This is a genomic window from Bradyrhizobium sp. 197 (assembly GCF_023073375.1).
Classification (GTDB): Bacteria; Pseudomonadota; Alphaproteobacteria; order Rhizobiales; family Xanthobacteraceae; genus Bradyrhizobium.
On record NZ_JADPJJ010000071.1, the window covers coordinates 21,793 to 33,795 of the forward strand.

Sequence of the window (12,003 nt, forward strand, 5' to 3'; positions counted from 1 at the left end):
TGAGGGCCGCAGCCATAAGTTCCGAAACCATCTTCACTTTTCGGGAAGTCTGCCCATCTTAAGGATACGTCCCCATGCCGGGGATTTGGGAAACGCACATGAAGTTCTCACAACGCTCCCGCAGTCTCTTCAAGACGATCGCTGTCGTGCTGGCGCTTGCGCTGCCGACCGCGCTGGCGATCTCGTCAGCCGACGCGCGCGTCGGCGGCGGCATGTCGTCGGGGTCGCGCGGCGCGCGGACCTATTCGGCCCCGCCGTCGACCACGACCGCGCCGGGTTCGACGTCGCAGTTCAACCGCACCTACACCCAGCCCGGTGCAGGCATGAATTCGGCCGCAACCGCGCCTGCGCGCGGCGGCCTGTTCGGCCGCGGCGGTGGCTTCCTGGGCGGCCTTGCGGCCGGCTTCCTCGGCGCGGGCCTGCTCGGCATGCTGTTCGGCGGTGGCCTGTTCGGCGGCCTTGGCGGCCTGTCCTCGATCCTGGGCCTGATCATCCAGATCGTGCTGGTGGTGGTCGTGGTGCGGCTGGCGATGTCGTGGTGGCAGCGCCGCCACACGCCGCAGGCCGCCTATGCCAACGCGAATGCCGGTGCCGGCCCGGGACCGGATACGAACTCCCGCAGTGGTCTGGGCAGTGGTCTTGGCAGTGGCTTCGGCTTTGGCGCCAACAACGCGCCGCTCGAGATCAAGCCGGCGGACTATGAGGCGTTCGAGCGTCTGCTCGGCGACGTCCAGGCCGCTTGGTCCAACGAGGACGTGGCCAAGCTGCACACGCTCGCGACGCCGGAAATGGTCTCCTATTTCGAGCAGGACCTCGGCCAGAACCGCGGGCGCAACGTCGTCAACAAGGTCAGCGATGTGAAGCTGTTGCAGGGCGACCTCGCGGAATCCTGGCGCGAAGGCGAGACCGACTACGCGACAGTGGCGCTGCGCTTCGCGCTCACGGACAAGACGCTCGACCGCAACACCGGCGCGATTGTCGCCGGCAGCGAGCAGCCGGGCGAGGCCACCGAAGTCTGGACCTTTGCCCGACGCCCGGGCAGCGGCTGGGAATTGTCGGCGATCCAGCAGACCAACTGATCGCAGACGACATGAAAAGCCAGGGCGTCGTGCTTCTTGCACGGCGCCTTTTTCTTTTGGGACGTCTCGTATCGCGGAACCGGAATAAGCGGGCGCGCCTCGGGTTGAAGTCTGGCGGCCAACGATAAACATCCTCACGGTTCGCAAGCTGACGGCACGGGATTTCCCGCGGGTGACGACAATATCTGCAAGAACTGGACGTCGAGCACGCAAGGCGCGACGGTCGTCGGCCACGCCGATCGTCAAGGCCTGCGCGATGGCAAGCCATCGAAATCGCGGAACAGCTCGCATTCCTCGCACGGCCCCGATGGCGGCTGCTCGCCGGCCGATCTGAAGAGCACCGGCGCCGACCGCCTGCTGTATTGCTTCGCGGCGAATTGAGACGCGGAACTCTCTCCCCGTCATGGCGTTCGTGGTTGCGTGTTACACTCGCCGCAACGCAATCACGGATCCGTCCCATGAAGTACGAACTCTACTATTGGCCCGAGATCCAGGGCCGCGGCGAATATGTGCGGCTGGCGCTGGAAGAGGCGGGGGCGACCTACGTCGACGTGGCGCGCGGTCCGCACGGCACGGCTGCGATGATGAAGATGATGGACGCGCACAAGGGCACGCCGCCCTTTGCGCCGCCGTTTCTCAAAGCGGGAAAACTCATCGTCGGCCAGACCGCCAACATCCTGCTCTATCTCGGCGCCCGCCACGCCCTCGCCCCGAAGACGGAGGCCGGCCAACTCTGGCTGCATCAGCTTCAGCTCACGATCACCGACCTTGTGGTCGAGATTCACGACACCCATCATCCGCTCGGACCCTCGCTCTATTACGAAGACCAAAAGCCGACGGCGAAGAAGCGCACGGCGGATTTCTGGGGCGAGCGCGTGCCGAAATATCTCGGCTATTTCGAAGACCTTTTCGCCGGCAATGGCGGCGCCTATATCACTGGCCGCAAGCTGACCTATGTCGATCTCTCGCTGTTTCAGATCGTCGACGGCCTGCGCTACGCGTTCCCGAAGCGCATGAAGGCGTTCGAGAAAGATATCCCGGGCCTCGTCGGCCTGCGCGATCGGGTCGCCGCGCGGCCGAACATCAAGGCTTATCTCGAAAGCGAGCGCCGTATTCCCTTCAACGAGCAGGGCATCTTCCGCCGCTACCGCGAGTTGGATGGTTAGCCGGTCCGGAGGGAGGCTGGCGGCAGCCCCGTTCCGGACCGTTTCGGGCGCGATCAATCGCCCGAACACGTCGTGGCTTTCGAGCGCTTGCCAACGCTTCGGGCCAGATCGGTTGGCTGTGTTGTCGGGGATGGTCGAGAGATCATGCTCGTCGGGGCAGGAGGGCTTGCCGAACATCGTCGCGTCTTCCTTCCGTGCATCGCACAGGAGAGTGATGCGCAACTCACCACGCGCCGGGCAGCAGGCGATAGCGCACGCGCGTCATATAATCGGAGTAGCCCGGCAGGCCTTCGCGCAACGTGCGCTCCTCGATGCGAATGCGGGCTGCAAACAATACGAGGACGAGCGGCAGCATCAGAAGTCCCCACCACGAGCCCAGCAGCAGCGGCACGCCGGCGAAGAACAGGATCATGCCGCTGTACATCGGATGGCGCACATGCGCGTAAGGCCCGGTCGAGATCACGCGCTGCGCGCGCTCGGCTTGCAGCTTCACCACGGGCGCGGCGAACGAGTTCTCGCGGAAGACCCAGAGGATGAAGAGCGTCGAGAGCAGGAACAGTGCGAGGCCGAGCATCTGCAGCGCGAGCGGCATGTCGGAGGATAGCGTGCGCCGGTCGAGCCCCATCGCAGCCAGCCAGACCAGCATCACGACGACGAAGGCGATCATGAACGCCTTGTCGGCGGCCGGCTGGTCCTTTTGCAGGACAGGCCGCAGACGTTCGGCGAGCAAGGCAGGGTCGATCCGGTAGAGCCACCAGCCGCAGAGCGGGCCGAGCAGGGCGCAGGTGGCAAGGAACACCCAGGCCGAAGGCCAATGCATCGTCCCGGCGCAAGCGAACAGCAACGCGCCCATTGCAACAGTGGTAATCGTGTTCTGTAGGAGCAGTTTTGCGATCATGCGCAGGTCTCAGGGTAGACGCGCACGATATTGGTCCCATTATCCGGCAAAGATGCGGCCGGACGCGCGAAAGGCCCGATCGACCGGATCGGGCGCTTCATTGCGAAACGGATGGATCAGGCGAGCTGATCGATCCGCGTACCCTGACCCGGCGGCAGCGGCGCAGGCGGCGGCGGCTTATAGGTCGGATCGTTGTCCTTGGTCTTGGTCTGATCGTCCTGCTGCTTGGTCGCGTCGTAGCTCGGCACCACGATCGCGATCGGCGGCGGCGAAACGGTAGAAACGCTCATCCACAAATCCTCACACATAGAAACAGTTGACCTTGCACCGCGAGGCGCGAAATTTCCTTCAAGGCAATCGTTAAAATGCGAACGATCCGGCGCGCTGGGATGTGCTCTCGGACCTCTCCTCGTCATTGCGAGGAGCCCTTGCGACGAAGCAATCCAGTCTGTCACCGCGGAGACAGTTTGGATGTGCTTCGCTACGCTCGCCCCGCCTATTCGTCCTTGCCGCGCGTGATCGTGATGGACGCGTCGGTTTTGGTGCGGGTGCATTCCATGTTGAGACGCCGATAACGCATGCTGATCTTGTCGCCGCGCAGGAGTCCCATCCGCTTCAGGCAGCGTGTCGCGCCCGTCGTCGTATCGTCCTTCGTCACGGTGAAGACGATCGCCGCCATCGACCCCACCAGCGCGAAGAACTCCGGCTTGGGCTTGCGATCGCCTTTGGCATAGAGCTCGATCGAATATTTGTCGCCACGGCAGGCCACAGACAATTCCTTGGCCGCGGGGTGCGTCAGGTAGACGACATTGGCGGCGCGGAAATTCACCTTGAGGCGATCGACCTGGTTCGCCAGCTCCTTGGCGCTGTCGTCGCAGCGGTCGGCGCGTGCGGGCGAGGCGAGGGTCACAAGGCCGGTGATGGCGGCGGCGACCAGGAGCGCGCCGCGGACGTTCAAGTTCAATGTCATGATAAAAAGCCCCTTATGGGGCGTATTCAAGCGTCGTCCCGGGCGTAGCGCAAGGGGTGCGCCCAGGGTCTTCACCGGCATCATGAGGGACACGTGTCCGCCCGAGAGCCGCCGAAAAAGGATCGCCATGCCGCCGAATCGGGATGCCCCGACCACACCAGACCGCCTTCCCTTTGCGGCAAAAAAGCTTAGAACGCCTCTATGAAAGGGGCCCATGCGAGGGCCCCAAAACCCCGAGATTTCAGCCCATGAACGCTCCTACCGCCTTCCCCGACCCGTCGAAACCCGTTCCGCCCTACAAGCACACGCCGCTGTTTCCGCTGGGCAGGGACGAGACGCCCTACAAGAAGATCACGGCCGAGGGCGTGCGGGTCGAGAAGGTCCTGGGGAAAGACATGCTGGTGGTGTCGCGTGAGGCGCTGCGGGCACTGTCCGAAGCGGCCTTTGGCGACATCAACCACTATTTGCGGCCGGGGCATCTGAAGCAGCTCCGCGCGATCCTGGAGGACGGCGAGGCGAGCCCGAACGACAAGTTCGTCGCGCTGGATTTTCTGAAGAACGCCAACATCGCGGCCGGCGGCGTGCTGCCGATGTGTCAGGACACCGGCACCGCGATCATCATGGGCAAGAAGGGCTGCAACGTCATCAGCGACGGCGACGACGAGGCCGCGCTCTCGGAAGGCGCGCGCGATGCTTACCTGCGCCGCAATTTGCGCTACTCGCAGGTCGCGCCGCTCTCGATGTACGAGGAGAAGAACACCGCCAACAACATGCCGGCGCAGTGCGAGATCTACGCCGAGGGCAATGACGCCTACAAGTTCATGTTCATGGCGAAGGGCGGCGGCAGCGCCAACAAGAGCTTCCTGTTCCAGGCCACGCCCTCGGTGCTGACCAAAGACCGGCTGCTCGCCTTCCTCAAGGAAAAAGTGTTGACGCTGGGCACTGCGGCGTGCCCGCCCTATCACCTCGCCATCGTGATCGGCGGCACCTCGGCCGAACTCTGCATGAAGACGGTGAAGCTCGCCTCAGCCCGTTATCTCGACGCGTTGCCGACCCACGGCTCGCCCGACGGCAACGCGTTCCGCGATCTCGAAATGGAGCAGGAAATTCTGAAGATGACGCAGTCACTCGGCGTGGGCGCGCAGTTCGGCGGCAAGTATTTCTGCCACGACGTGCGCGTGATCCGTCTGCCGCGTCATGGCGCCTCGTTGCCCATCGGGCTCGGCGTGTCCTGCTCCGCTGACCGCCAGGTGCTCGGCAAGATCACGAAGGACGGCGTCTATCTCGAAGAGCTCGAGCACAACCCGGCGCAGTATCTGCCGCAGGTGGAGCAGGCGCTCGGCGGCGAGGTCGTCAAGATCGACCTCAACCAGCCGATGAAGGATATTTTGGCGACGTTCTCGAAGTATCCGACCAAGACACGGGTCTCGATGAGCGGCACCATGATTGTCGCGCGCGATTCCGCGCATGCCAAGCTGCGCGAGCGGTTGGATAAGGGCGAGCCGCTGCCGGACTATTTCAAGAACCACCCGGTCTATTACGCCGGGCCCGCCAAGACGCCCGAGGGCTACGCCTCCGGCGCGTTCGGCCCGACCACCGCAGGCCGCATGGATTCCTTCGTCGACCAATTCCAGGCTGCCGGCGGTTCGATGGTGATGGTCGCCAAGGGCAACCGGGCACCTGCCGTGCGCGAGGCCTGCAAGAAGTATGGCGGCTTCTATCTCGGCTCGATCGGCGGCGCCGCGGCGAACCTTGCCGAGCACTGCATCAAGAAGGTCGAGGTGCTCGAATATCCCGAGCTCGGCATGGAAGCGATCTGGCGCATCGAAGTCGTCGACTTCCCGGCGTTCATCATCATCGACGACAAGGGCAACGACTTCTTCAAGGAGTTGAATTTGGGCTGAGGCGGCGTTCCCCGGATGCTGCGCAGCATGAAATGATGCGCTGCTGATCCGGGGTCCATTTTGGCAGCAGGCTCTGCGACGCACCGCTTCGCGCTGCATCGCGTCCGCGACACGAGACTTACTCGCTCAGCTACAATTGGTGACCTGGTTGGAGCACTGCGCGCGCCACCAGCCACGGACGTCGTCCTGACTCTCGACAAGGCCCCAGAGGCCGCTGCAAGCAAGGCTGCGCTTCGGCCCGCCGTCGGTGGTCCGATAGGCCGTGCCGGCGACATAGCCTGCCGGCACCATAGCGAGCGCGCTTGCCTGCCACGCCGGTTCGGCATCGTCCGCGCGCGCCGAGTGCGCGCACGGTTGCCGCGCGGCTTACGCGCGCGTGCCGGTGAACGGGAAGCTGCCCATCGGGCCGATGCCCATTTCGCCGCTCATGCTGTCGCCGGAGACCGTTCCGATGAACTCGAGCGTCAATGGCATCGGATTGGTGATCGAGACCTTCCAGTTGACGGCATCTCCGCTGACGGCGCCGTCGAAAATCTCGGCGGTATTGCCTTCCGCACCCTGCGTGCCGTTGAGCGTGCCGCCAGCGGCCGTGAGGCTCAGCGTCGCCTTGCGCTCGCCCATGGGCGTCGTCATGGTCAGAGTCCAGTTGCCGTCCACGGCCATTCGGGTCTCCCAAAATTCCGGCGGACCGCGACGATCCGCGGGCCAGTCCCGGGTCGAGCGTATAGCGCAACTCGCAGCAGCTGCCTACGCTCCGTTGGAGGCATTCAGGCGCGGGCGGCCGCGCGTCGTCGGCTGGTGACGATGAGGCGAAGCACGACATACTGCACGGCAAAGGCGAGGATCTTGGCGCCGCCTGCGACCACCGTGATGTAGAACACCCACAGCTTCAGATCGCCTGTGGAGGCGACCGCGATCATGCCGGCACCGATCACGAACATCAGCCCCGCCCAGGCATAGCCCGCGGCCGTCACATATTCCGGGACGGTCTCGACGACGATCGCCGGCATGTAGCGTAGCATCCAGCCGCGCTTGAGCATGATGATGCCGATCGCGAAATGCGCGATCGAGGGCTTCGCCAGCATGAAGCGGGGATCGTTGGTCAGCAGCGTGACCGTGCCCAGCACCACGACGAGCGCGACGCTCGCATAGGTCATGTAGTTGAGCTGCTGTCCCTTGACGCGGGCGTAGATCACCTGCGCGATTGCTCCGGCAATCGCAGCCGACGTTGCCAGGACGATGTTGTCGGTGATGAGGTAGATGACCAGGAAGACGATGGCGGAGAGGAAGTCGGAAGCGAGGCGGGCGAATACGTCCTTCATCGTCGATCCTGTTCAGCGTGTGTGGGGCATTGCGCTGGATGGCGTACCGTACTTGATCGATACTCCGGATACCACTTTGTGAAATAGATCGCGCTGTTGCGGGCCGCGAAGGCGACCGCAAGGCTCGACCACAGCGGCAGGCCGGGGACATAGAGCAGCACGAGATTGGCAGCCGCCATCAAAAGCGCGGCCGCGGTCCATGCACCGGTGATGACGTAATTGGCATAGAGAAAGCCGGGCATCGCCGCTATCTCGGCCGGCACGCCCTCGAGCGCGTATTGCAGCGTGAAGGGACGGCGGACCAGCATCGAACCGAGCGAGATGACGAAGATGCCGATGTCGACCGACAGCTTGACACCGAGCGTGCCCAGCGCCGGGTCGAACAGCGCGAGGTGGAGGCCGATCGCGGCAAACAGCAGCGCCGAGCCCATGGCCAGGATCTTCACGGAGCGGCCGCGCACGACATCGATCGCGACGGTGGCGAGACAGATTGCCGCGGCCACGAACACGCTGATCGTGGCCGATGTCGTCAGCATCAGGAAGGTGTAGGCGCCGTAGGGCGCGAGGATCACGAAAATCGCCATGGTCCGCCTCGGTCAGGCCAAATCTTTACGATGTAAAGATCAGTAGTTCAGGGACGAAGCAGGGTCAAGCGATATCATTACAGTGTCAAAATGACGTAAGCGACTTCCAAAAACTGAATTGTGGCAACGGCTTGCTCGGTGATTTCGTCAGCGAATTCCGCCCAGGGCAGGCACGACAGGACGGGTAGCGCGCAGGCGGTCGAGAGGCCGAGGGCGAGCAAGATACCGCCGTTGAAAATGGTTTGGCCGCTCCGCCTCAGCCGGATCATCTGGAGTGAGAGCGCGGCGCAGATCAGGACGATGACGACGAGACAGTCCGCAGTGATCGAGGGCATGTGCATCAGAGACCTCTACGGTGACATCCGCGATGACGAGGGATAGCTACTGCGCGCCGACCCAATTGCCGTGAAAGCCATCGGGCACGCGGTGGCCGAGCTGCACCAGTGCGACGGGGCCGGCCTCGACATCGGTGGCATTGAACACGGCGAGGTCGCTGCGGTTCTCTCGCGCACGCCAGACCACTGCGAGCAGCCAGCCGTCGCCTTCCGCTGCATCCGTCGATCGCTCGACGAACACCGGTTCGGAAATGGTGTCGCCGGCCGGCAGCAGATAATGGCCGAGGCGCTTTCCGTTGCCGTCGACATGAACGATGCCGGACAGCGCGCCGAACATAGGCAGCCGCGGATTGGCGCAGGCGTACCAGCCGTGACGGTTCATCAGTCCGGCGCGGCGGTCGTCGATGCGCGGGAATTCGCCGGTGAGGTCGTCGAGATAGGTCTGCTGGAAGCGGTCGGTATTCCCCGAGAGATCGAAGGTCCAGCGGCAGTGCCGGGCAAACGATTTCTTGGGATCGGTGGGTGTGCCGTCGGGATGGGTAAATAGCGGTGCTTCCTCGAACTGCATGACGTCCGCGATGATGCGGTCGCCGTCCTCCCACGCATTCATGACGTGGAAGACGTAGCAGGCTTCAGCGCGAAACCAGACGATGTCCTTCGCGCTGCCCTTGCGCTTGACCACGCCGACATAGGCGCCCTTGTCCGGCTCCCAGGCATAGGGCGGCCGCCCGCTCATCGCGCGCTCCATGCTGCCGGTGACGGGCAGGATCGGAAACAACACATGGTTCGCGGTGACGATGAAGTCGTGCACCATGCTGGCATAAGGCGCTTCGAACCGTTCGAAGCGCGTCGCCTTGCCGGACGCGTCGATCGACCCGTAGGAAAGGGCAGGCGTCAGCGGTCCCGCGGCGTTGTAGCCGAAGAACACCAACTCGCCGGTGACGGGATCGACCTTGGGATGGGCTGTAAAACTGCCGGCGACGCGGCCCTGATAATTGTGATAGCCGCGCGTTGCGAGCGTGCCCGGCTCGATCTCGGTCGGCAGGTGCGCTTCTTCCAGCGCCAGCAGCTTGCCGGCATGGAAGACGATGTTGGTATTCGCGACGCCGCCGTCGGTGAGGTTTGCTGGCGCATCCGGCAGCTTGCGGCCGAACCCGCCGAACAATGCGCGGCCGGCATCGTGCTCGGCCAGCCATTTCGACGTGCGGACCCAGCGGTTGCAATAGCTGGCGCGGCCGTTATCGAGGTGAAAGGCGTGCAGCATGCCGTCGCCGACGAACCAGTGCGCGCCGGGCGCATCGAACTGGGGATTGGGGCCGTTGCGATAGAGCGTGCCGTTCAATTCGCGCGGCAATTCGCCGATGATCTTGAGGAACGGTGCGTCGGCCTCGAATGGAATCGGCGCGAGGTTGTGGCGGCGTTCGGCAACGGCGTCCTGCTGCACGGTCTATCCCTCCGTATCTTTACATCGTAAAGATGAGATAGTTCCGATCGTCACGGCAGTCAAGTGAAATCTTTACACTGTCAATATTGCGTCTTATAGCTTGCTGATGGGCAAGAGCGATACCAGGACCGAATCCCCGCGGCGCGCGCGCACGTCGCGAAAGACATCGTCGGCAGCGACTACGCCGCGTTCCCCGCGACGGCCGGCGAGCGTCAAGACCGAGACGCCATATCACCACGGCGCGCTGCGCGAGGCGCTGCTCCGGGCCGCCGAACGGGTGCTGGAGCGCGAGGGGCTCGCCGGCCTGACATTGCGCGCGGTGGCGCGCGAGGCGGGCGTCTCGCATGCCGCGCCCACCCATCATTTCGGCGACCTCACGGGACTTCTCAGTGAGCTCGCGGCGGTCGGCTTCCGCCAGTTCAATGCGGCGATGGCGTCATCCTGTGACGCCGCTACCACGCCGCTCGCGCGCGCGCTGGCGCGGCCGAAAGCCTATGTCGCCTATGCCCAGGCTCATCCCGGCATGTACGGCATCATGTTCCGCACCGAGCGCCTCGACTATTCCAGGCCGTCGCTGCACGAGGCGGCCGAAGCTTCTTTCGCGGGGCTCGCCAATGCCGTCGGCATGATGCGGCAGGAGCAGATCAGCGGCGATGCGCTGACGCTCAATCAGGGCGCCGCGATCGCACGCGCCTGGTCGATGGTGCACGGTTTTACCACGCTGCTGCTCGACGGACGTCTTTCGGACATCCTGGGACGGCTGCCCGAGGGGACGACGGCCGAACGCCTGCTCGAGGCGATGCTGATGGCACCCATAACCGGGAAGCCGCCGGGTCCCTGATCAATTGGGACATGATGCCAGGCGAACGCCTAGCGCATCGTCGCCAGCTCCACGGCGCGGCCGCGGCCGCCGATGATCTTCACCTCGTCCTTGCCGCAGCGAAAACTGCGGGCAAAATCGTCTGCGGCCTTGCGGGCGAGCTCATTGCTGTTCGGGTTGGCGATCGCGTCGATATAGGCGACGTGGCAGACCGGTCCCGGCGGCAGCCGGGTCACGACGAGCATGGCCTTGGTGTTCGGCCGCCCCTGCTTGTCGGGGTCGGTGCCATCGGCGATGTGCCAGCGCTGAATGATCGCAAACGGTTTTGCGGCCGCTGTGCGCCACTCGACGGTGGTTTCGGACGAGTTGAACGGGCCGAACCAGACTTTTGCCGGAGACGATTTCGCGAAGATCGTCCTCGGCGATCAGGACCACGAGACCAACCTTGCTCTTGCAGACCCGCGTGGTGCTGCCGTCGAGCTCGCCGGGCTTGCCGATTCGACGGCAATCCTTCGGTGCCGTCGAGGTGTAGGCGCTGCCCATGGATTGGGCTGCGGCGCAGTCGAGACCGGTGCACAACAGCAACACGGCCTTGCCTGCGGTGGTGATGTGGTTCATGACAACGCCTTTGATCGAGCGGGAACTCCGTACCATCAGACGTCTTGATTGTGGGCAAGGTTCAAACAGCGTCGACAGACACCTGACAGCGGCGCGGAATCGTTCTAGAAGGGCGGCTTCGCTTGAGGCATCGGGCCTCGTTCGCGGTCCTCTTTCTCCTGATCATGACAGCCATCTCCTCGCAAAAATCCTATCGTGTCGGCCGCTCGAAAACCGGGCTCGGCCTCTTCGCCACTCAGCCGATCAAGAAGGGCACCCGGATCATCCGTTATTACGGACCGATCCTGGACTCGCGGATTCCCGAGCAGGACGACATCGAGAACAAATACCTGTTCGAGCTCAACGGCCGCTGGACCATCGACGGCTCGGTGCGCAAGAACCTCGCGCGCTACATCAACCATTCGTGCCGGCCCAACGCCGAATCCGACGTCCGGCCGCGCGAGCGCAAGGTCTTCATCCGCGCCATCAAGAACATCGAGCCGGGCGACGAGATCAACTATGACTACGGCACCGACTATTTCAAAGCCTATCTGAAGCCGATCGGCTGCAAATGCGCCTCATGCGAGAAGAAGCGCAAGAAGCTTCGCGCGGAAGCGCGGGTCGAGCGCGCCAAGGTGAAGGCGCGCGCGGAACGTAAAGCGCAGAAGGCGGGGGCGAAGGCCCCCAAAAAGAAGAAGCTCAACGGCCACGCGGTTGGCAAGAAGAACGGCCGCGCGCGGGCGTAGCCTGCACTTGCGCAGCTGCCTCCCGCCGTCCTGGATGCCCTGGCTTGACCGAGGCATCCTGGACGCCGCGGCTTATCCGCATACGTCCACTGTCTCTGGAATACTGTCTCTGGAAGAATGCGTCGCCCGGTTAAACCG

General features: G+C 64.0%; 12 protein-coding genes and 4 pseudogenes. 6 read left to right on the forward strand and 10 right to left on the reverse strand.

Translation table 11 applies throughout. The annotated features are described in order from the left end of the window. Positions 1–74: 74 nt before the first annotated feature. The 3 genes and pseudogenes from IVB27_RS16085 to IVB27_RS16095 all read left to right on the forward strand — a co-directional run bounded on the left by IVB27_RS16085 (position 75) and on the right by IVB27_RS16095 (position 2,245). On the forward strand, positions 75–1,079 hold the full coding sequence (locus IVB27_RS16085; protein WP_247444420.1) for a Tim44 domain-containing protein: 1,005 nt from the start codon (positions 75–77) through the stop codon (positions 1,077–1,079). Positions 1,080–1,217: 138 nt separating this feature from the next. Beyond that, a pseudogene (locus tag IVB27_RS16090) lies at positions 1,218–1,460 on the forward strand (lectin); the annotation flags it as partial. 77 nt (positions 1,461–1,537) lie between these two features. After that, entirely contained in the window at positions 1,538–2,245 is a 708-nt protein-coding gene (locus IVB27_RS16095) for a glutathione S-transferase (RefSeq protein ID WP_247444421.1), read from the forward strand. Positions 2,246–2,468: 223 nt separating this feature from the next. On the opposite strand, the gene IVB27_RS16100 is transcribed toward IVB27_RS16095, so the two are convergent. The 3 genes from IVB27_RS16100 to IVB27_RS16110 all read right to left on the reverse strand — a co-directional run bounded on the left by IVB27_RS16100 (position 2,469) and on the right by IVB27_RS16110 (position 4,113). Further along, positions 2,469–3,143 carry a methyltransferase family protein gene (locus IVB27_RS16100; protein WP_247444422.1) on the reverse strand — a complete coding sequence of 225 codons (675 nt, stop codon included), beginning with the start codon at positions 3,141–3,143 and terminating at the stop codon, positions 2,469–2,471. Positions 3,144–3,259: 116 nt separating this feature from the next. Beyond that, complete coding sequence (locus IVB27_RS16105; RefSeq protein ID WP_247351930.1) at positions 3,260–3,433, reverse strand: hypothetical protein; 174 nt, start codon at positions 3,431–3,433, stop codon at positions 3,260–3,262. A 206-nt stretch (positions 3,434–3,639) separates the two neighbouring features. Then, positions 3,640–4,113 carry a hypothetical protein gene (locus tag IVB27_RS16110; protein WP_247444423.1) on the reverse strand — a complete coding sequence of 158 codons (474 nt, stop codon included), beginning with the start codon at positions 4,111–4,113 and terminating at the stop codon, positions 3,640–3,642. 248 nt (positions 4,114–4,361) lie between these two features. On the opposite strand from IVB27_RS16110, the gene IVB27_RS16115 reads away from it, so the two are divergent. Further along, positions 4,362–6,017, forward strand: coding sequence for a fumarate hydratase (locus tag IVB27_RS16115; RefSeq protein WP_247444424.1), 1,656 nt, complete (start codon positions 4,362–4,364; stop codon positions 6,015–6,017). Positions 6,018–6,143: 126 nt separating this feature from the next. On the opposite strand, the pseudogene IVB27_RS16120 reads toward IVB27_RS16115, so the two are convergent. The 6 genes and pseudogenes from IVB27_RS16120 to IVB27_RS16145 form a co-directional block, all read right to left on the reverse strand. Continuing rightward, positions 6,144–6,266: pseudogene (locus IVB27_RS16120) on the reverse strand (SH3 domain-containing protein); the annotation flags it as partial. 117 nt (positions 6,267–6,383) lie between these two features. Then, positions 6,384–6,680, reverse strand: a complete 297-nt coding sequence (locus tag IVB27_RS16125; protein ID WP_247351923.1) for a hypothetical protein — start codon at positions 6,678–6,680, stop codon at positions 6,384–6,386. A gap of 104 nt (positions 6,681–6,784) precedes the next feature. After that, complete coding sequence (locus tag IVB27_RS16130; protein ID WP_247444426.1) at positions 6,785–7,339, reverse strand: inner membrane-spanning protein YciB; 555 nt, start codon at positions 7,337–7,339, stop codon at positions 6,785–6,787. Between the two features lie 12 nt (positions 7,340–7,351). Then, a pseudogene (locus IVB27_RS16135) lies at positions 7,352–7,923 on the reverse strand (hypothetical protein). Positions 7,924–8,000: 77 nt separating this feature from the next. Continuing rightward, positions 8,001–8,264, reverse strand: coding sequence for a hypothetical protein (locus tag IVB27_RS16140; RefSeq protein WP_247444427.1), 264 nt, complete (start codon positions 8,262–8,264; stop codon positions 8,001–8,003). Between the two features lie 40 nt (positions 8,265–8,304). Continuing rightward, the gene (locus tag IVB27_RS16145; protein WP_247444428.1) at positions 8,305–9,702 is read right to left on the reverse strand and encodes a carotenoid oxygenase family protein; all 1,398 of its coding nucleotides are present in this window, start codon (positions 9,700–9,702) and stop codon (positions 8,305–8,307) included. A 106-nt stretch (positions 9,703–9,808) separates the two neighbouring features. On the opposite strand from IVB27_RS16145, the gene IVB27_RS16150 reads away from it, so the two are divergent. Beyond that, a complete protein-coding gene (locus IVB27_RS16150; protein WP_247444429.1) occupies positions 9,809–10,543 on the forward strand; it encodes a TetR/AcrR family transcriptional regulator in 735 nt (244 codons plus the stop codon). Between the two features lie 29 nt (positions 10,544–10,572). Here IVB27_RS16150 and IVB27_RS16155 read toward each other — a convergent pair. Beyond that, a pseudogene (locus IVB27_RS16155) lies at positions 10,573–11,140 on the reverse strand (hypothetical protein). A 164-nt stretch (positions 11,141–11,304) separates the two neighbouring features. On the opposite strand from IVB27_RS16155, the gene IVB27_RS16160 reads away from it, so the two are divergent. After that, positions 11,305–11,865, forward strand: coding sequence for an SET domain-containing protein (locus IVB27_RS16160; RefSeq protein ID WP_247352186.1), 561 nt, complete (start codon positions 11,305–11,307; stop codon positions 11,863–11,865). The last annotated feature ends 138 nt before the right edge of the window (positions 11,866–12,003 follow it).

Coding starts and splice junctions, on each gene's coding strand:
- IVB27_RS16085 (WP_247444420.1), top strand. CDS start 75: ATGCCGGGGATTTGGGAAACGCACATGAAGTTCTCACAACGCTCCCGC.
- IVB27_RS16095 (WP_247444421.1), top strand. CDS start 1,538: ATGAAGTACGAACTCTACTATTGGCCCGAGATCCAGGGCCGCGGCGAA.
- IVB27_RS16100 (WP_247444422.1), bottom strand. CDS start 3,143: ATGATCGCAAAACTGCTCCTACAGAACACGATTACCACTGTTGCAATG.
- IVB27_RS16105 (WP_247351930.1), bottom strand. CDS start 3,433: ATGAGCGTTTCTACCGTTTCGCCGCCGCCGATCGCGATCGTGGTGCCG.
- IVB27_RS16110 (WP_247444423.1), bottom strand. CDS start 4,113: ATGACATTGAACTTGAACGTCCGCGGCGCGCTCCTGGTCGCCGCCGCC.
- IVB27_RS16115 (WP_247444424.1), top strand. CDS start 4,362: ATGAACGCTCCTACCGCCTTCCCCGACCCGTCGAAACCCGTTCCGCCC.
- IVB27_RS16125 (WP_247351923.1), bottom strand. CDS start 6,680: ATGGCCGTGGACGGCAACTGGACTCTGACCATGACGACGCCCATGGGC.
- IVB27_RS16130 (WP_247444426.1), bottom strand. CDS start 7,339: ATGAAGGACGTATTCGCCCGCCTCGCTTCCGACTTCCTCTCCGCCATC.
- IVB27_RS16140 (WP_247444427.1), bottom strand. CDS start 8,264: ATGCACATGCCCTCGATCACTGCGGACTGTCTCGTCGTCATCGTCCTG.
- IVB27_RS16150 (WP_247444429.1), top strand. CDS start 9,809: ATGGGCAAGAGCGATACCAGGACCGAATCCCCGCGGCGCGCGCGCACG.
- IVB27_RS16160 (WP_247352186.1), top strand. CDS start 11,305: ATGACAGCCATCTCCTCGCAAAAATCCTATCGTGTCGGCCGCTCGAAA.